16 protein-coding genes are annotated in these 17,890 nt (G+C 65.0%); 8 read left to right on the forward strand and 8 right to left on the reverse strand.

Features of this window, described 5'->3' with window-relative positions; all coding sequences use genetic code 11:
* Positions 1-165 precede the first annotated feature (165 nt).
* Both hrpB and BCV67_RS08690 read left to right on the forward strand, forming a co-directional pair.
* Complete coding sequence (gene hrpB, locus BCV67_RS08685; protein ID WP_065868091.1) at positions 166-2,775, forward strand: ATP-dependent helicase HrpB; 2,610 nt, start codon at positions 166-168, stop codon at positions 2,773-2,775.
* Between the two features lie 407 nt (positions 2,776-3,182).
* Positions 3,183-3,539, forward strand: coding sequence for a hypothetical protein (locus BCV67_RS08690; protein WP_062171150.1), 357 nt, complete (start codon positions 3,183-3,185; stop codon positions 3,537-3,539).
* Between the two features lie 94 nt (positions 3,540-3,633).
* On the opposite strand, the gene BCV67_RS08695 is transcribed toward BCV67_RS08690, so the two are convergent.
* The 8 genes from BCV67_RS08695 to BCV67_RS08735 form a co-directional block, all read right to left on the reverse strand.
* On the reverse strand, positions 3,634-4,749 hold the full coding sequence (locus tag BCV67_RS08695; protein ID WP_065868212.1) for a CaiB/BaiF CoA transferase family protein: 1,116 nt from the start codon (positions 4,747-4,749) through the stop codon (positions 3,634-3,636).
* 16 nt (positions 4,750-4,765) lie between these two features.
* Complete coding sequence (locus BCV67_RS08700) at positions 4,766-5,944, reverse strand: CaiB/BaiF CoA transferase family protein (RefSeq protein WP_062171148.1); 1,179 nt, start codon at positions 5,942-5,944, stop codon at positions 4,766-4,768.
* A gap of 535 nt (positions 5,945-6,479) precedes the next feature.
* Complete coding sequence (locus BCV67_RS08710; RefSeq protein WP_062171145.1) at positions 6,480-7,652, reverse strand: acyl-CoA dehydrogenase family protein; 1,173 nt, start codon at positions 7,650-7,652, stop codon at positions 6,480-6,482.
* A 7-nt stretch (positions 7,653-7,659) separates the two neighbouring features.
* Positions 7,660-8,178 carry a MaoC family dehydratase gene (locus BCV67_RS08715; protein WP_062171143.1) on the reverse strand — a complete coding sequence of 173 codons (519 nt, stop codon included), beginning with the start codon at positions 8,176-8,178 and terminating at the stop codon, positions 7,660-7,662.
* Between the two features lie 90 nt (positions 8,179-8,268).
* Positions 8,269-9,123, reverse strand: a complete 855-nt coding sequence (locus tag BCV67_RS08720; RefSeq protein WP_062171141.1) for an HpcH/HpaI aldolase/citrate lyase family protein — start codon at positions 9,121-9,123, stop codon at positions 8,269-8,271.
* On the reverse strand, positions 9,120-9,986 hold the full coding sequence (locus BCV67_RS08725; protein WP_062171140.1) for a polysaccharide deacetylase family protein: 867 nt from the start codon (positions 9,984-9,986) through the stop codon (positions 9,120-9,122). Before BCV67_RS08725 ends, BCV67_RS08720 begins: the two co-directional genes overlap by 4 nt.
* 113 nt (positions 9,987-10,099) lie before the next feature.
* On the reverse strand, positions 10,100-10,942 hold the full coding sequence (locus tag BCV67_RS08730; RefSeq protein ID WP_062171138.1) for an SDR family NAD(P)-dependent oxidoreductase: 843 nt from the start codon (positions 10,940-10,942) through the stop codon (positions 10,100-10,102).
* A gap of 20 nt (positions 10,943-10,962) precedes the next feature.
* On the reverse strand, positions 10,963-11,271 hold the full coding sequence (locus tag BCV67_RS08735) for an REDY-like protein HapK (protein ID WP_062171136.1): 309 nt from the start codon (positions 11,269-11,271) through the stop codon (positions 10,963-10,965).
* A gap of 139 nt (positions 11,272-11,410) precedes the next feature.
* On the opposite strand from BCV67_RS08735, the gene BCV67_RS08740 reads away from it, so the two are divergent.
* The 6 genes from BCV67_RS08740 to prpB all read left to right on the forward strand — a co-directional run bounded on the left by BCV67_RS08740 (position 11,411) and on the right by prpB (position 17,859).
* Positions 11,411-12,649 carry an MFS transporter gene (locus BCV67_RS08740; RefSeq protein WP_062171134.1) on the forward strand — a complete coding sequence of 413 codons (1,239 nt, stop codon included), beginning with the start codon at positions 11,411-11,413 and terminating at the stop codon, positions 12,647-12,649.
* Between the two features lie 30 nt (positions 12,650-12,679).
* Positions 12,680-13,354 carry an isochorismatase family protein gene (locus BCV67_RS08745; protein ID WP_062171132.1) on the forward strand — a complete coding sequence of 225 codons (675 nt, stop codon included), beginning with the start codon at positions 12,680-12,682 and terminating at the stop codon, positions 13,352-13,354.
* Positions 13,351-14,286, forward strand: coding sequence for a polysaccharide deacetylase family protein (locus BCV67_RS08750; protein WP_062171130.1), 936 nt, complete (start codon positions 13,351-13,353; stop codon positions 14,284-14,286). The genes BCV67_RS08745 and BCV67_RS08750 overlap by 4 nt, the downstream gene beginning before the upstream one ends.
* A complete protein-coding gene (locus BCV67_RS08755; protein ID WP_062171128.1) occupies positions 14,283-15,203 on the forward strand; it encodes a polysaccharide deacetylase family protein in 921 nt (306 codons plus the stop codon). The genes BCV67_RS08750 and BCV67_RS08755 overlap by 4 nt, the downstream gene beginning before the upstream one ends.
* Before the next feature lie 63 nt (positions 15,204-15,266).
* Complete coding sequence (locus BCV67_RS08760) at positions 15,267-16,946, forward strand: electron transfer flavoprotein-ubiquinone oxidoreductase (RefSeq protein WP_062171126.1); 1,680 nt, start codon at positions 15,267-15,269, stop codon at positions 16,944-16,946.
* 28 nt (positions 16,947-16,974) lie between these two features.
* Positions 16,975-17,859, forward strand: coding sequence for a methylisocitrate lyase (gene prpB, locus BCV67_RS08765; RefSeq protein ID WP_062171124.1), 885 nt, complete (start codon positions 16,975-16,977; stop codon positions 17,857-17,859).
* The last annotated feature ends 31 nt before the right edge of the window (positions 17,860-17,890 follow it).

The raw sequence follows: 17,890 nt of genomic DNA on the forward strand, positions 1-17,890 counted from the left end.
CGGGTAAGCGCAGCGCACCCGGGGCAGTTTGCTGAATCGCAGGGACCGCGCGAAAAGCCCCGGGTGCGCTGCGCTTACCCGGGCTACGGGCTTACCCGGGCTACGGGCTTACCCGGGCTACGCGGCTACCGGGCGCTTGGCGCGTGCGGCTTCTACAATGCGCCGATGGCAACTGCATTCCCCATCACCCCGCTGCTCCCTGACATCCTGCAACAGCTGGCCGCGCATTCGCGGCTGGTACTGGAAGCACCGACCGGCGCCGGCAAGACCACCCAGGTGCCGCTGGCACTGCTGGACGCACCGTGGCTGCAGGGCGGCAAAATCCTCATGCTGGAACCACGCCGCGTGGCCGCGCGCAGCGCCGCCACCTTCATGGCCCGGCAGCTGGGCGAACCGGTTGGCGAAACCGTTGGTTACCGCATCCGTTTCGAGAACACGGTTTCCGCGCGTACCCGCGTTGAAGTGGTGACCGAAGGCATCCTGACCCGGATGCTGCAGGATGACCCGCTGCTGGAAGGCGTGGGCGCGCTGCTGTTCGATGAATTCCACGAACGCCATCTGTCAGCCGACCTGGGCCTGGCGCTGGCGCTGGACGTGCAGGCACAGCTGCGCGAGGACCTGCGCATCGTGGTGATGTCGGCCACCCTGGATGGCGAGCGGCTGGCACAGTTTCTGGACGCGCCGCGCCTTTCCAGCGAAGGCCGCAGCTACCCGGTGGACGTGAGCCATTTCCCGGCGCGACGCGACGAAACCCTGGAAGCACAGACACGCCGCGCGGTGGAACAGGCGGTGGCCGAGCATCCCGGCGATGTATTGGTGTTCCTGCCGGGGCAGCGCGAGATTGCGCGGGTGCAGGCGGCTTTAAGCCCCTCCCCCTCTGGGGGAGGGGTTGGGGAGAGGGTAAGTGGCGCAGCCCACATCGGCCAACTACAGCAGGCTTCGCCCGCACCCTCATCCGGCGCTACGCGCCACCTTCTCCCACAGGGAGAAGGGTACGACGTCCTCCCCCTGCACGGCGAACTGCCAATCGAACAACAAACCCGTGTGCTGCAGCCCGATCCCGACGGCCGTCGCCGCGTGGTGTTGGCCACCAATGTCGCCGAATCCTCGGTCACCCTGCCCGGCGTGCGGGTGGTGATCGATGCCGGGCTGGCGCGCGAGCCGCGTTACGATCCCAACAGCGGTTTCTCGCGGCTGGATGCGGTGAACATCTCGCAGGCCTCGGCCGACCAGCGCGCCGGCCGTGCCGGCCGTGTGGCATCCGGCTGGGCGTGGCGGCTGTGGCCGCAATCGCAACGACTGGAACCGCAGCGCCGCCCCGAAATGGCGCAGGTGGAACTGGCCGGGCTGGCGCTTGAGCTGGCCGCCTGGGGCAGCGACCAGCTGCGCTTCGTCGATCCGCCACCGGCAGGCGCGCTGTCCGCCGCGCGCGAACTGCTGCGTGGCCTCGGCGCCTTGAACGAAGACAACAGCATCACCGCGCTGGGCAAGCGCATGCTGGCGATGGGCACCCACCCACGGATGGCGGCGATGCTGCTGTCCGCGCAGAACCCGCACGAACAAGCCTTGGCCGCCGACCTGGCCGCGCTGCTGGAAGCCCGCGATCCACTGCGTCAGGGCGGCGATGCGCTGGCGGCCCGCTGGCGCGCCTTGGCTGCGTTCCGCAGTGGCCGCGCACCGCACGATGCCAACCGCGGCGGGCTGGCCGCGATCGACGCGGCCGCCAAACAATGGCGGCGGCGCCTGCGCTGCGAGGCGCTGCCCCCGGCCGATAGCGAAGCACACGCGCTCGGCGATCTGCTCGCCCATGCCTTCCCCGACCGTATCGCCACCCAACACCCGACCGATCCACAGCGCTATCAACTGGCCAACGGCCGCAGCGCGCGCCAGTTCGACAACAGCGACCTGCGCGGCGAACCGTGGCTGGTGATCAGCGAACTGCGCCACGATCCGCGTGATGCACTGATCCTGCGTGCGGCACCGGTAGACGAGCAGCGCCTGCGCCAAGACTTCCCCGAGCGTTTCAAGACCCAGGACGTGGTGCGCTGGAACAGCAGCAAACGGGCGCTGGAAGCACGCCGCGAAAGCAGCTTTGAGCGCATCGTGCTGGACAGCCGTTCCGCCGGCCAGGTGGACCCTGCGCGGGCCGCACGTGCATTGACCGATGCGGTGCGTGAGCTGGGGCTGGACGCCTTGCCGTGGACCGAGAACCTGCAGCAATGGCGCTGGCGGGTGATGGGGCTGCGCCAATGGATGCCGGAACTGGAACTGCCCAACCTCTCTGACGCGGACTTGCTCGCCACGCTGGATGATTGGTTGCTGCCGGCCTTCAACGGCAAGACGCGGCTGGATGCCTTGGTCGAAGACGAACTGGGGGAAGCGCTGAAATCCGGTCTTGATTGGGGCAGGCGGCAGCTGGTGGACAAGCACGCACCGCTGCGCGTCAGCGTGCCCTCGGGCATGGAACGGCGCATCGACTACGCACTCGACGATGACGGCATCAGCCCGCGCCCACCGGTGCTGGCGGTGAAGCTGCAGGAACTGTTCGGCCTGGCCGATACACCGCGTATTGCCGATGGCCGCGTGCCCTTGCTGCTGCACCTGCTGTCACCCGGCGGAAAGCCGCTGCAGGTGACCGGCGACCTGCGCAACTTCTGGCAGAACACCTATGCCGAAGTCAGGAAGGAAATGAAGGGGCGTTACCCCAGGCATCCGTGGCCGGATGATCCGTGGAGCGCTACGGCGACGCATAGGGCGAAGCCGCGCGGGACTTGATTGGGGTTTGGCTGGGGTTGCGGCAAAGGCAGAAGCGAGAGCAAAGGCAAGAGCAAAAGCAAAAGCACCCCTCCCCAACCCTCCCCTTGCCTATGGCAAAGGGAGGGGGCGGTTCCTGGCGATCTGTCAGCGTGCAGCGCAGCCGCACTGGCCCCCTCCCTTGCGCTACGCGCAGGGGAGGGTTGGGGAGGGGTTGCCGTTGGCTTTGATCCGGCCGTTGACTCCGATCTAACCTTTGGCGGTGATCCTGACGCTGGCTGCGAGCCTTGCCGGCCGTGCAGCTCCGCGTTGCCATTGCTTCAGCTTCGCCCCCTGCAAACCGCATTTTGCGCTTCCCGGCTAACATCCCCTACACGCCCCTCTGGTAAAACTTAGGGCCTGACCTGTAACCACAAGGAGTCCCCCACATGAGCAAGTTCAGCGATATCACCGGACCGGCACTGGAACGCGCCCTGGAACTGGTCAACAACGCCGGCGGCGGCATCAAGCACGGCGGCTCCAGCGCTGCCGAATGGCTGAAGACCGGCGCGGCGATTGGCGCTATGAAAACCGGCGGCCGTGCGGTTACCCGCGCAGCCAAGCGCAACCCCACCGCTACCGTGGCCGTGGCGGCCGTGGGCCTGGGCCTGCTCGGCTATGCGCTGTACCGCCGCAACAAGCGTGACAACGAAGCCATTGAAGCCAAGTCGCGGCAGATCGCGCAGCGCCGTCGCCATGCGGCCAGCGTGACTGACGAAACCAGCGATATCGGCAGCGACGCCTGAGTCTGGTTTTTTGGGGTGGTGCTTGAAGCACAAGCACCCCTCCCCAGCCCTCCCCTTGCCGTTGGCAAAGGGAGGGAGCCGGTCCCGCAGTTTGTTAGAGGCCCAGCTCGGCCATTACAGCTGCGGTGGATTGGCCGATGCCGTCGAGCTGCGGATTGATGCGTCCCGGCTCGTTGGCGAACTTGATCGGAATGCCCAGGTGGGTACCACCCTGCGCATCGGTCCAGACCATCTCCCGCGCACGCGTATGCGGATCGTTGAAGGCCTCGGTAAGTGTCTTGACCGGCGCCCAGCACACGTCGATGTCGTGCAGGAACAAGGTCCACTCCACCAGCGTGCGGCGTGAGAAGGTCTCCGACAGGAATTCCTTTACCGGATCCTGACCGGGGCCAGGCGGCAGATGGCATAGATGGATCAGATCGGCACGGCCCAGCGCATTGAGCAGGTTCTCGGCGAACTTGTGCTCGGCGCCGCCCAGTGCGATCCAGCGGTCGTCGGAGCAGCGGTACAGTTTGTACAGCGCATTGCCACCCCAGCTGCGTTCTTCCTTGATCACCGGGTCACGGCCAAGCGCGAACGGCGGCCCCAGCACGTTCGGCAGCCAGGCCATCAGCGCGTCCTGCATCGACAGGTCGATGTAATCACCCTCACCTGTCCGCTCGCGGCGGAACAAGGCCATCAGGATGCCGTTGAGCGCCATCAGCGAGCCGGCCATATCGGCCACCGGCATATGCGGCATGGCCGGCGTGCCATCCGGCGCACGGTTGAGGCTGACCACGCCGGTATCGGCCTGCATGGCCAGATCGTGCGCGGGGCGGTTGACCTTGGGGCCGGTCTGGCCGAAAGCACTGATCGCGCAGTACACCAGCCTGGGGTTGATCGCCTTGCAGCTGGCGTAATCAATGCCCAGCCGCTTGGCCACACCGGGGCGGAAGGCTTCCACCACCACGTCGGCCCATTCCACCAGCTTGGCGAACGCCAACTTGCCGGCCTCGCTCTTCAGATCGAGCACGATGCAGCGTTTGCCGCGATGGGTGTTGCGGAACCAGGTGCTGACCCCGGCCTGCTTCAGGCCGACCTCGCGCACCGGCTCACCACTGGGCGGTTCGATCTTGATCACCTCCGCGCCGTGGTCGGCCATCACCATGGTCAGGTGCGGACCAGGCAGGAACAGCGAAAGATCCAGTACACGTACACCTTCAAGCTTCATCATCAACTCCGTTGCCTCACGCGCCAAGCAGGCGCGCGCGGTCTGCATCGTTGTAACCGAGTTCGCGTAGCAGGGCGTCGGCATCGGCATTGAGCGGCGGGCAGGCGTTGCCGCTCAGGCGCTGGCCATCGAGCTTGATCGGATTGCGCAGCAGGCGCTGGCTGCCGCTTGCATGCGCCACGTCCTGCAGCATGTCGACATCGCGCACATAAGGGTTGTCCAACGCCTGGGCGATATCCAGTACCGGCGCGATCGGGATGCGGCCGGCGAACAGCGTCGTCCAGTGTGCGGTTGGCTGGGTGCCGAGGATGGCATCAACCAGCACAGTCAGTTCCTCACGCACCTTGCGGCGCTCGGCGAAATTGGCGAAGCGCGGCTCGGCGGCCCAGTCCGGATTGCCGATGCCTTCGACAAAGGTCTGCCAGAACTTCTCGAGCATGCACATCACCATCACCCAGCCATCGGCGGTGCGGTAGACCTGGCACGGCACGGTGGACGGATGCGCGCTGCGCGACAGCCGCTCGGTGCGGTGGCCTTCGTTGAGGTACCAGGTGGCCGGGTAGCTGAGCTGATGCAGGGCCACATCGAACAGGCTGACATCGACATCGCGGCCCTGGCCGGTGCGCATGGCACCGATGATGGCGGCCAGCAGGCCCATCGACAGGGTGGTGCCGGTCATGAAATCGACCATCGACAGGCCGAAGCGTGCCGGCGGCGCGTCCGGCTCACCGGTCAACGCCATGAAGCCAGCCTCGGCCTGCATCAGATAGTCATAGCCCGGCCACGCCGCGCGCTCGTTGTCGCGGCCATAGGCGGACAGATGGGCACAGACGATCTTCGGGTTGAGCTTGGACAGCGTGGCGTAATCCAGACCGAGCTTGCCGGGCTGGTCGCCACGCAGGTTGTTGAGCACCGCGTCGGCGCTGGCAACGAGCTTCTCGAACACTTCGCGGCCTTCGACGGCCTTCAGGTCCAGGCGCAGGGAGCGCTTGTTGAGATTGAAGGTCTGGAAGAACAGGCTGTCGCCTTCGCCCAGGAAATACGGACCGGTGGCGCGCGAGATATCGCCGCCCGGCGGGGATTCGATCTTGATGACTTCGGCGCCGAGGTCGGCCAGGTGCATCGAACCATAGGGGCCGGCACCGTACTGTTCGACGGCAAGGATGCGTAGTCCCTGCAGGGGAAGGTCTTTCATGTGTGGCCTCTGGTTTGTAAAAAGCACCGCGGCTGGTTGAGGACCGCGGCGAAAGAGATGCTGCTTTCCTTCTCCCTTCGGGAGAAGGTGCCCCGTAGGGGCGGATGAGGGTTGGATCTGCTGCTAGCGCTGGTGCTTTGCTTTTGGCTTTTGGCTTTTGGCTTTTGGCTTTTGGCTTTTGGCTTTTGGCTTTTGGCTTTTGGCTCTTGCTGTTGCTGTTGCTGTTGCTTTGGCTCTTGCTGTTGCTTTGGCTCTTGCTGTTGCTGTTGCTTTGGCTTTGGCTTTGGCTTTTGGCTTTGGCTTCTGGCTGTTGCTTTGCTCCGTCCCTTCTCCCGCCTGCGGGAGAAGGTGCCCAAAGGGCGGATGAGGGGAGCTTTTGGCTTCGCTTGTAGAGCCTGCCCTCACCCCAACCCCTCTCCCGCAGGCGGGAGAGGGGCTACTGGGTTTCCGGCATTGCTTGTAGAGCTTGCCCTCACCCCAACCCCTCTCCCGCAAGCGGGAGAGGGGCTACTAGGGCTCTGGTCTGCTTGGGCTTTTAGATCTTGTTTCTTGCCACCAGTTGCTTGGCAATGATGATGCGCTGCATTTCGTTGGTGCCTTCGCCAATGCACATCAGCATGGCGTCGCGGTAGAACCGCTCGATGTCGTATTCCACCGAGTAGCTGTATCCACCAAAGATGCGCATGCCTTCCTGCGCGCAGTACGCGCCGGTCTCTGTGGCGAAGTACTTGGCCATGCCCGCTTCCATGTCGCAGCGCAGGCCCTTGTCGTAGGCATTGGCGGCGCTCTCGATCAGCAGCTTGGATGCCTCCACCTTGGACGCCATCTCGCCCAGCTTCAGCTGGATGGCCTGGTGCTCGGCGATCGGTTTGCCGAAGGTCATGCGCTCCTGCGCATAACGCACTGACAAACGCAGCGCGCCTTCGGCAATACCGCAGCCGCGTGCAGCCACGTTGATGCGGCCCAGTTCCAGGCCACCAACGGCATGCTGGAAACCCTGCCCTTCCACACCACCGAGCAGGCAGTCGGCCGGCACCTTGTATTCCTGGAAAACCAGCTCGCAGGTGTCGATGGCGCGGTAGCCGGACTTCTTCATCTTCTTGGCGACGATGAAGCCCTCGCCCTTCTCGGCGATGAACATGCTCATGCCCTTGTGGCGCGGCTGCGCCTCCGGGTCGGTCTTGACCAGCAACAGCACCATGTCGCCATACATGGAATTGGTGATCCAGGTCTTGGCGCCATTGATGACGTAATGCTCACCCTCACGCTTGGCAACACTGCGGATCGCCTGCAGGTCGGTACCGGCATTGGGCTCGGTCAGGCCCAGCGAGCCACGCAGCTCGCCGGTGGCCATGCGCGGCAGGTACTTGCGCTTCTGCTCTTCGGTGCCGCAACGCTCGATGGCCGCGGCCATGATCAGGTGCGAGTTGAAGATGCCGGTCGGCGCCATCCATACCGCCGACACCTTGATCACGATCTTGGCGTAGATGCGGGCCGGCAGGCCAAGGCCACCGTACTCGGGCGAGATGGTGGCACCGAACAGTCCCAGATCCTTCATCTCCTCGACCAGGTGATGCGGGTACTTGTCTTCGAGGTCGTATTCCTGGGCGATCGGTGCAACGGATTTCTCGACCCAATGGTCGATCGAATCCAGCAACGCCTGCTCTTCGTCAGGGCCCCACAGCTGTTCCTGTTCCGTGCTCATCATCGTGCCCTCAGTAGTTGACCTTGTCTTCCACCGAGTGACCCTGCTTGGCGATCAGCATGGTGCGGCTGAAGCTGCAGATCAGCTTGCCGTCCTGGTTGAAACCCTCGGTCTGCACGGTGACGATGCCGGCGCCCGGGCGCGACTTGGACTCGCGCTTGTCCAGCACCTTGGACTCGGCCACCAGGGTGTCGCCGACAAACAGCGGGTGGGTCATCTTGATGTCGCTCCAACCCAGGTTGGCCACCGCCTTCTGGCTGACATCGGTGACGCTCATGCCGACCATCAGCGCCACGGTGAACGGCGAGCAGACGATAACCTTGCCGAATTCCGAGGCCTTGGCGTATTCCTTGTCGAAGTGCATCGGATGGGTGTTCATCGTCAGCAGGGTGAACCAGGTGTTGTCGGTTTCGGTGATGGAGCGGCCGGGGCGGTGCTCGTAGATGTCGCCGACATTGAACTCTTCGTAGTAACGGCCAAAGGTTTCGCGGAAGCGGTTTTCGGAGATCTGCTTGACGTTCTGAACCATGACAATGTCCTTTTGGAGCGGGTTGGGCTGGCGCTGGGCGCAGCTTGGTCAAAGAGGGGCGTGAATCAGGCGTTCAATGGAGCGGTGAGGTCAGCCGGCGCGCACGCCAAGCGCACCCAGTGCGATGGCGCGTTCGGCGGCGATTTCGATGGGGCGGTCCACCAGCTTGCCGTCCAGCTGGATGGCTTCGCCGCCGCTGGCGGCCAATGCCGCGACCACGCGTTGGGCGCGGTCAAACTCGGCGGCGGTGGGCAGGTAACGGGCCTGGATGGCGTCGACCTGTGCCGGATGGATGGCGGCCTTGGCGGTGAAACCCAGATCGATGACGCGGTCGGTTTCGCTGACCAGGCCGGCTTCGTCCTTGATGTCCAGGTAGGGTACGTCCATGCAGGCGACGCCGGCTTCGGCGGCAATCGTTGCCAGCTGCACGCGCGGATGGAAGAAGCTCTCCCAGCTGGCGCGGCCGCGCAATGCGACGATGTAGTCGAAGCCACCAAACATCAGCGCCTGCAGGCGCGGAATGGCGGTGGCCAGCGCGCGTGCGTCCAGCAAGCCCTTCGGCGTTTCGATCTGCGCGATGAAGGCGGTGTCGATTGCCGCCAGCGCCGCGTCGGCCTGCTGCAATTCGGCCACGGTTTCGACCTTGGGCAGCATGACGAAGGCCGGCTTCAGGCCCGAAGCAGCCAACGCCTTCAGATCAGCCTGGCCCAGTTCGGTGGACAGCGGATTGATGCGCAGGCCGATCTCGCTGCGGGTCTGCGGCAGTTCGGCGAGAAAGGCGAACAGCGAGGCACGCGCGCTTTCCTTGTCGCCCGGGGCAACCGCGTCTTCCAGATCAATACAGACCTGATCGGCACCGGTGGCCACGGCCTTGGCGTAACGCTCCGGGCGCGAGCCCGGCACGAACAGCAGGCAGCGGCGCGGGTTGTTGATCGCAGTGCTCACGGCGCACCGACCTGGGAGGCGAAGTGTTCGGCGATCTGGCGGCGCGTTGCGTACCAGGTGCCCGGCTTCTGCGCGACGTACTGCAGGAATTTCTCGAACGCGCCGATGCGGCCCGGGCGGCCGATGATGCGCAGGTGCAGGCCCAGCGACATCACCTTGGGGCTGTGCTCGCCTTCGGCGTACAGCGTGTCGAAGCTGTCGATGGCATAGTCCAGCCAGTCCTTGGGCAGGTAGGACGGGGCCACCCACATCTTCATGTCATTGGTGTCCAGCTGGTACGGCACCACGATCATGGGCTTGTCGCTGCCGTCGACATCGCCCCAGAACGGCGCATCGGCCGAGTAGTCGTCCATGTGGTACAGGAAACCTTCTTCCTGCAGCAGGCGACGGGTGGAGGCGGTGTGCAGGTAACGCGACAGCCAACCGACCGGGCGCACGCCGCTGGTCTTCTCGATGCTGTCGGCGGCATCGCGGATGAACTGGCGTTCCTGGTCTTCGTTGAAGCGGAACTGGTGGATCCAGCGGTGGCCATGCGAGCAGACCTCATGGCGGCTGCCACGCAGGTAATCGGCGATTTCCGGCGCGCGCTCCAGCGATACCGCGGCGGCGGTATACGTGCTGGTCACGTTGTACTTGTCCAGCAGCGCGGCGACGCGCGCATGGCCTTCGTTGACGCCGTAACGGTAGTTGGATTCGTTGCCGTAGTTGCGCACCGGCTTGGACAGGGTCACATGCAGCTCGTCCACCGGTTCGGTGATCTTGTCACCCTGGCCGACGTTGTACTCGGACAGCTCTTCGACATTGACGACCACCGACAAGGCCAGGCGTGCGTTGTTGGGCCACTGGTAGACGGGTTTGGACATGGCAATCTCGTTACGTTTATGGGGGTGCGTGGTGGGGACTGCTGTGCTGCTTGGTTCTCATGCCGAGCGTTGTGCGCAGGCGGGTACGAGCCGGTGGTGAGCCGGCGCGGCCTTCAGTGGTTTTCCTCACCACCGGAAACATTGATCGCCTCACCGGTGATGTAAACCGCGTCGTCCGAGCACAGGAAGGCCGTCGCTGCCGCCGTATCCGAGGGCAGGCCCGGGCGACCGGCGGGAATGCGCGCGCGCATGTCGGCCAGGTACTGCTCGACGGTCTTGCCCTGCTTCTCGGCAAAGTATTCGTTCTGCCAGGCGCCCAGGCCGGTGGTGACGTGGTTCGGGCAGACTGCATTGACGTTGATGCCATGGGCCGCCAGTTCCAGCGCGGCAACGCGGGTCAGGCCGACCAGGCCGTGCTTGGACGAGCAATAGGCCGCCGCATGCGGGAACGCCGACTTGGCGGCCTGCGAGGCGATGTTGACGATGCGGCCGCCGCCCTGGGCAATCATCTGCCGGCCGGCGTGCTTGATGGTCAGGAAGGCGCCGCGCAGGTTCACGCCCAACACCGCGTCCCATTCCTTCGCATCGATGTCGACCAGCGACTTCATCAGGTAACCAATGCCGGCGTTGTTGACCAGGATGTCGAGGCTGCCAAAGCGTTCCACCGTGGCCTTGACCACCGCTTCCACCTGCGCCTCTTCCAGTACGTCCAGCGCCATGGCCACGCATTCGCCCCCGGTGCTGGCGGCCAGCTCGGCGGCAACCTGGGCCATTTCCTCGTCGGTGCCCACGGCAGTGACCGGCATCTCGGCGCCACGCACCTGGCCGATGTCGGTCAGCACCACCTTGCAGCCTTCCTGCAGCAGGCGGCGGGCAATGCCCTCGCCCAGCCCGGCGCGGCGACCAGCGCCGGTGATGAGTGCGACCTTGCCCTGCAATTCGGGGAAACGAGCCATGACCAATGTTCCTTGTGCGCTTACAGCGCGCTGGTGAGGATGAACAACGGATTGTCAGCGTATTGCCGGAACTGCGCCGCACCGGCTTGCACCGCCGCATCGGCCATGTCGGCGCCGAAGGCGGCCATGTCCGGGATACGTATCAGCTCGATGTACGCGTACGGCGAGCTGCCCTCACCAATCAACAGACCGCTGGCCTTGAGTACCTCGAACTTCTCCACCGACGGCAGCGCATTGACCACCGGCAGGTCGCTGGCACGGGCCCAGGCCTCGTATTCCTCGGCGCTGACGCCGGGCTTGAGGTTGAACAGGACGATGACGGTTTGCATGGCTTCCTCCCAGGTAAAAGACTGTGGCACACTTTGTCCGGACAAAGTGTAGGCATGCCCTTCGCCCCCGGTCAACGCCGGCGGCGGAAATCCCCCCACAGGCGTATCTACCTGCCGTAACCCACTCTTGAGGTGCTTGATGAAGATGAAGCGTTATTACCCGTGGTTGATGGCGGTGATGGGGATGTTGGTGCTGCTGGTCTCCAACGGCCTGACCGTGACCGGCCTGACCGCCTTTGACGAATCCCTGCTCAAGGATTTCGGCTGGACCCGCAGCGAGCTCAAGCTGCGCGACCTGATCACCCTGGTACTGGCCGGCTGGATGGCGCCGTTCCTGGGCGCGCTGATCGACAAGGTCGGCCCGCGCAAGCTGATCCTGGGTGGCATCGCCCTGCTCGCGGCGCTGTATGCGGCCTATGCGCATATCCATTCGCTGGCCCACCTGTACTGGATACACGTCGGCTTTGCCGCGGTGCTGGTCGCGGCCGGCCTGAATGTGGCGGTGATCTTCGTCTCGCAATGGTTTGCCACCCACCGTGGCACCGCCATTGGTATTGCGCTGGTCGGCACCAGCCTGGGCGGCATGGTGTTCCCCAAGCTCGGCGTACATCTGATGCAGACCATGGACTGGCGCGCCGCGCTGCTGTGGGAAACCGCCATTCCGCTGGCCTTCCTGATCATCGCCTTCCTGTTCGTGCGCAGCCCGCGCGCGGGCGGCATCCAGCCCTGGGGTGCCGACACGCTGGCCGCCAAGGCGGCAGCAGGCAAGCCGGCTGCGTCCTCGCTGCCGGACCTGAGCTACCAGCAGGCGATGCGCACGCGCACTTTCTGGGTGCTGGCGTTCGTGGCGATGACCACCTTCTTCTCGATCATGGCGGTGGCCTCCAACCTGTTCCTGCACATGCGCGACCTGGGCTTTGAACCGGCCACCGCCGGCAATGGCCTGGGCCTGATGTTCGGCCTGGCGATGGTGGGCAAGTTCGTGTTCGGCTTCCTCGCCGACGTGCTGCCGCCCAAGCGCGTATTCCTGGTCAACCTGGCGATCATGGCCGCTGGTGCGGTGATCCTGGCGACCCTGCGCGCCGACCTGATCTGGTATTCGCTGGCCCTGTTCGGGCTGGGCTGGGGCGGCCTGTACACGATGATCCAGCTGCTGGCGGTCAATGCCTTCGGGCTGAGCTCGGCCGGCAAGATCCTCGGCACCATCACCCTGCTGGATGCGACCACCGCCGGCCTGGGCATCTGGGTGACGGCCAAGATCTTCGACCTCACCAAAAGCTACCACATCGCCTTCAGCCTGATCTGCGGGCTGATCGTGCTGGCCCTGCTGGCCGCCACGCTGGTGCGCGACGAACGTTCGCGCGCCGCCCAGGCCTGACCCCAACCACTGCTGCAACGGAGAGACCCCATGCCCGTGATGGAAACGTCCAACCTCACTGCCCGCCAGTACTGGGAGCAGGTCAAGGCCAACCCGAACCGCGCCAAGTTCGGCTTCGGCGCACGCCCGGCCATCGTCAACATCGATGTGCAGCGCGCCTACACCGACCTGGCCGCGTTCAAGACTGCGTATGAAACCGACCCGCGCCAGATCGAACACATCAATGCGCTGTCGGCGCAGGTGCGCGCGCTCGGCCTGCCGGTGGTGTGGACCTATGTGGCCTACCTGGAATCGGGCGAGGACGCCGGTACCTGGGGCACACGCACCAATACGCCGGACTCGCTGCAAAACATCAAGCACGGCTCCGAGCGCGCCCAGTTCGACCCGCGTGCCGACGTGCAGCCGGGCGACATCGTCATGCACAAGCGCATGGCCAGCCCGTTCTTCGAAACCAACCTGTGGTCGCTGCTCACCTTCCACAAGATCGACACGCTGATCATCACCGGCGGCTCCACCTCCGGCTGCATCCGCGCCTGCGTGATCGACAGCCTGTCGCGCGGCTACCGCAGCATCGTTCCGGAAGAGTGCGTGGCCGACAAGCACGAGATCCCACACTTCGCCAACCTCAGCGACATCATGCTCAAGTACGGCGACGTGGAATCGGTCGAGCACGTGGCCGCGCAGCTGCAGGCACTGCGCGCATGAACGGCGCGCCGAAGTCCGACCCGGGCCTGTTTGATTACTGGCCCTACGACAGCCGGCCGAAGATCCAGTGGCCGGGCGGTGCGCGTGTGGCCTTGTGGATCGCGCCCAACATCGAGTTCTACGAGTACGCACCGCCGGCCAACCCGCAGCGCAAGCCGTGGCCGCGCCCGCTGCCCGACATCCAGGGCTACGGCACCCGCGACTACGGCAACCGCGTCGGCCACCAGCGGATGATGCGGGTGATGGACCAGTACGGCCTGCGTGGCTCGGTGTCGCTGTCCACCGCCATGCTCAAGCACCACCCGGAAGTGATCCAGATGGCGGCCGAGCGCAACTGGGAATTCTTCAGCCACGGCATCTACAACACCCGCTACACCTACGGCCTGGACGAGGCGCAGGAGCGGGAGATGATCGAGCATTCGATGGCGCTGATTGCCGAGCACACCGGCCAGCACTGCGCCGGCTACCTGGCGCCGGCGCTGTCGCATTCCGATGCCACCATCGACCTGTTTGCCGAAGCCGGTGGCCTGTATACCTGCGACCTGTTCCATGACGACCAGCCGACGCCGGTGAAAACCCGCTCGGGCAAGCGCTTCGTGTCGGTGCCGTACTCGCTGGAGCTCAACGACACCATCGTCTACGTCACCAACAAGATCGAGCCGCGCCGCTACGGGCAGATGATCAAGGACGCCTTCGACCGCCTGTATGCCGAAGGCGAGAACTCCGGCACGGTGATGTGCGTGCCGCTGCATGCCTACCAGGTCAGCCACCCGCACCGGCTGGCGGCGTTCCACGACGCGATGGACTACATCTGCAGCCACGACAAGGTGTGGAAGGCGACCGGCCGCGAGATCGCCCAGCATTACCTGGACAACCACTACGACGACGCGCTGGCCTCGATGGCGGCGATCAACGCGGAGGACGCGGCATGAGCCTGGATCGCAGCTTCCTGGAATACCCGCACCTGCGCCACGGCATGGACCACGACCGCTACAGCTGGTCGATGCTGGCCGAACGTCCGCCCGTGCGCTGGCCGGACAACAAGCCGCTGGCGGTATGGATCAACCTGAGCCTGGAGCACTTCCCCCTCAACCCCAAGGGTGAGGGCTTCAAGCCGCACGGTTCGATGGTCATGCCCTACCCGGACCTGCGCCATTACACCCTGCGCGACTATGGCAACCGGGTCGGCGTGTTCCGCGTACTGGATGCGCTGGAAAAGTACGGTCTGCGCGCCAGCACCGCCGTCAATGGCGAGCTGGCCGAGCGCTACCCGGCCCTGCTGCGACGGCTCAAGGCGCGCAGCGCCGAGCTGGTGGCACATGGCTGGAACATGGACAGCGTGCACTACGGCGGGCTGGACCCGGCGCGCGAAACTGAATACATCCAGCGCAGTTTGGCCGCGCTGGCCCCTTATTCGGACGGCCCGATCCAGGGCTGGCTGTCACCGGCCCGCTCGCAGTCGCAGAACACCCCGGAACTGCTGCAACAGGCCGGTCTGCAATGGTTTGGCGACTGGATCAACGACGAGCTGCCGTACCTGTTCCAGACCGCCAACGGCCCGCTGACCGCCCTGCCATTGTCACTGGAATTGGAAGATCGCTTCATCGTCGGCGAAAATCTGCATGCCGAGGCCGAGTATGCGGACCAGATGGTCGATGCCTGCGATTTCCTGCTTGAGGAAGCGCAGCGCAGCGGACAGGGTCGCCTGCTCGCGCTCAACATCCATCCGTGGGTGATGGGCCAGCCGCACCGCATCAAGCACCTGGAACGCGTGTTCGCCCATCTGGCCGACCGCGCAGGGCTGATCTGGAATGCTGCGCCTTCGCAGATCATCGCCGCCTCACGTTGAGGCGGCGGTTCCAGGCAACCGTCGTCGCCACAAACGCGCCGGCCTTTACCCAAGAGCCCTTGCATGAACACTGAAGCCAACACCGCCCTGCCGCCGCGCGAAGCGATGGAATTTGACGTCGTCATCGTCGGCGCCGGCCCTGCCGGCCTGGCCACCGCCATCCGCCTGCGCCAGCTGGCCGTGGAGAAGGGCCAGGAGCTGTCGGTGTGCGTATTGGAAAAAGGCTCCGAGCCGGGCGCGCACATCCTGTCCGGCGCGATCATGGACCCGCGCGCGCTCAATGAACTGTTCCCGGACTGGAAAGAACGCGGTGCGCCGCTGAAGCAGGCCGTCACCCGCGACGAGTTCCTGTTCCTGGACGAAACCACCGCCAAGGCCACTCCGCACGCATTGCTGCCCGAGTGCTTCCACAACGATGGCAACTACATCGTCAGCCTGGGCGAAGTGAGCCGTTGGCTGGCGCAGCAGGCCGAGGCGATGGAAGTGTCGATCTTCCCGGGCTTTGCCGCTGCCGAAGTGCTGTACGACGAGGCCGGCGCGGTGATGGGCGTGGCCACCGGCGACATGGGCATCCACAAGGACGGCACGCAGGGCCCGAACTACGAGCGCGGCATGGAACTGCATGCCAAGTACACGATCTTCGCCGAAGGCTCGCGCGGCCATCTGGGCCGCCAGCTGATCAGCAGGTTCAAGCTCGACGCCGGCAAGGACCCGCAGTCCTACGGCATCGGCATCAAGGAACTGTGGCAGATCGACCCGGCCAAGCACGAGCCGGGCCTGGTGGTGCACGCCGCTGGCTGGCCGCTGGACAACGACACCTACGGCGGCGCCTTCCTGTACCACGCCGATGGCGGCAAGGTTTCGATCGGCTATGTGGTCGGCCTGGACTACAAGAACCCGTGGCTGAGCCCGTTCGAGGAATTCCAGCGCTTCAAGACCCACCCGGCCATCCGCAAGCACCTGGAAGGCGGCAAGCGCATCGCCTACGGTGCACGCGCGATCACCGCCGGCGGCATCCTGTCGCTGCCCAAGACCGTGTTCCCGGGCGGCGCGCTGGTCGGCTGCGAAGCCGGCTACCTCAACGTCAGCCGCATCAAGGGCAGCCACGCCGCGATCAAGACCGGCATGCTGGCCGCCGAGGCCGCGTTCGATGCACTGGCCGCCGGCCGCTCGCGCGATGAGCTGAGCGCCTATCCGGAAGCGTTCGAGAACAGCTGGCTCAAGACCGAGCTGCTGCAGTCCAAGAACTTCAAGCAGTGGTTCAAGAAGGGCCGCACCCTTGCCACGCTGATGACCGGCATCGAGCAGTGGCTGCTGCCCAAGCTGGGCATTCGCAATGCGCCGTGGACCATCCACCGCACCAAGGCCGACCACGAGTGCCTGGAACCGGCCGCCAGCCAGCCGAAGATCGTCTATCCCAAGCCGGACAACGTGCTGACGTTCGATCGTTTGAGCTCGGTGTTCCTGTCCTCGACCAACCACGAGGAAGACCAGCCCAGCCATCTGACGCTGAAGGACGCCAGCATTCCGGTCAAGGTCAACCTGGCTACCTATGCCGGCCCGGAGGCCCGTTACTGCCCGGCCGGCGTATACGAATTCGTCGGTGAAGGCAGCGATACCCGCCTGCAGATCAACGCGCAGAACTGCGTGCACTGCAAGACCTGCGACATCAAGGACCCGACCCAGAACATCGTGTGGGTAACCCCACAGGGCGGCGGCGGTCCGAACTACCCGGCGATGTAAGCATCGCCAACCAACCACAGGAGTTTCGATGAGCATTGTCAGTCCAGGTGCCCGCTTCCGCGCGGCGCTGAAGGAAGAGAGCCCGCTGCAGATCCCGGGCGCCATCAACGCCAATCACGCGTTGCTGGCCAAGCGGGCCGGTTTCCGTGCGGTCTACCTGTCCGGCGGTGGCGTCGCCGCCGGCTCGCTGGGCCTGCCGGACCTGGGCATCAACACCATGGACGACGTGCTCACCGACATCCGCCGCATCACCGACGTCTGCGACCTGCCGCTGCTGTCGGACATCGACACCGGCTTCGGCCCGAGCGCGTTCAACATCGCGCGCACGGTGAAGTCGCTGATCAAGGCCGGTGCGGCCGCCTGCCATATCGAAGACCAGGTTGGTGCCAAGCGTTGCGGCCACCGCCCGAACAAGGAAATCGTGTCGCTGGGCGAGATGGTGGACCGGGTAAAGGCCGCGGCCGATGCCAAGACCGATCCGGATTTCTTCCTGATCGCACGTACCGACGCCATCCAGATGGAAGGCGTGGATGCCGCCATCGAGCGCTCGCTGGCCTGCGTGGAAGCCGGCGCTGACGGCATCTTTGCCGAAGCTTCGTATGACCTTGAAACCTACAAGCGTTTTGTCGACGCGGTGAAGGTACCGGTACTGGCCAACCTGACCGAGTTCGGGCAGACGCCGCTGTTCTCCACCGAGGAGCTGGGTTCGGTGGGCGTGGCAATGTGCATCTACCCGCTGTCTGCGTTCCGCGCGATGAACAAGGCGGCGGAGAACGTGTACACCGCGATCCGCCGCGACGGCCACCAGCGCAACGTGGTGGAGACCATGCAGACCCGTGAGGAGCTGTATGAGCGGATCGGGTATCACACGTTCGAGCAGAGTCTGGACAAGAAGTTCGCTGCGAAGAAATGAGGTTGTTGGGGTCGGTGCGTTGAAGCTGAAA

It is taken from the genome of Stenotrophomonas nitritireducens, assembly GCF_001700965.1.
In the GTDB taxonomy this organism is placed as follows: domain Bacteria; phylum Pseudomonadota; class Gammaproteobacteria; order Xanthomonadales; family Xanthomonadaceae; genus Stenotrophomonas; species Stenotrophomonas nitritireducens_A.

What these genes read in the sequence shown, in the direction of transcription:
- BCV67_RS08710 (WP_062171145.1), bottom strand. Translation starts at nt 7,652, where the DNA reads ATGATGAGCACGGAACAGGAACAGCTGTGGGGCCCTGACGAAGAGCAG.
- BCV67_RS08740 (WP_062171134.1), top strand. Translation starts at nt 11,411, where the DNA reads ATGAAGATGAAGCGTTATTACCCGTGGTTGATGGCGGTGATGGGGATG.
- BCV67_RS08735 (WP_062171136.1), bottom strand. Translation starts at nt 11,271, where the DNA reads ATGCAAACCGTCATCGTCCTGTTCAACCTCAAGCCCGGCGTCAGCGCC.
- BCV67_RS08755 (WP_062171128.1), top strand. Translation starts at nt 14,283, where the DNA reads ATGAGCCTGGATCGCAGCTTCCTGGAATACCCGCACCTGCGCCACGGC.
- BCV67_RS08730 (WP_062171138.1), bottom strand. Translation starts at nt 10,942, where the DNA reads ATGGCTCGTTTCCCCGAATTGCAGGGCAAGGTCGCACTCATCACCGGC.
- BCV67_RS08715 (WP_062171143.1), bottom strand. Translation starts at nt 8,178, where the DNA reads ATGGTTCAGAACGTCAAGCAGATCTCCGAAAACCGCTTCCGCGAAACC.
- BCV67_RS08700 (WP_062171148.1), bottom strand. Translation starts at nt 5,944, where the DNA reads ATGAAAGACCTTCCCCTGCAGGGACTACGCATCCTTGCCGTCGAACAG.
- BCV67_RS08695 (WP_065868212.1), bottom strand. Translation starts at nt 4,749, where the DNA reads ATGAAGCTTGAAGGTGTACGTGTACTGGATCTTTCGCTGTTCCTGCCT.
- BCV67_RS08725 (WP_062171140.1), bottom strand. Translation starts at nt 9,986, where the DNA reads ATGTCCAAACCCGTCTACCAGTGGCCCAACAACGCACGCCTGGCCTTG.
- BCV67_RS08760 (WP_062171126.1), top strand. Translation starts at nt 15,267, where the DNA reads ATGAACACTGAAGCCAACACCGCCCTGCCGCCGCGCGAAGCGATGGAA.
- BCV67_RS08750 (WP_062171130.1), top strand. Translation starts at nt 13,351, where the DNA reads ATGAACGGCGCGCCGAAGTCCGACCCGGGCCTGTTTGATTACTGGCCC.
- BCV67_RS08690 (WP_062171150.1), top strand. Translation starts at nt 3,183, where the DNA reads ATGAGCAAGTTCAGCGATATCACCGGACCGGCACTGGAACGCGCCCTG.
- BCV67_RS08745 (WP_062171132.1), top strand. Translation starts at nt 12,680, where the DNA reads ATGCCCGTGATGGAAACGTCCAACCTCACTGCCCGCCAGTACTGGGAG.
- prpB (WP_062171124.1), top strand. Translation starts at nt 16,975, where the DNA reads ATGAGCATTGTCAGTCCAGGTGCCCGCTTCCGCGCGGCGCTGAAGGAA.
- hrpB (WP_065868091.1), top strand. Translation starts at nt 166, where the DNA reads ATGGCAACTGCATTCCCCATCACCCCGCTGCTCCCTGACATCCTGCAA.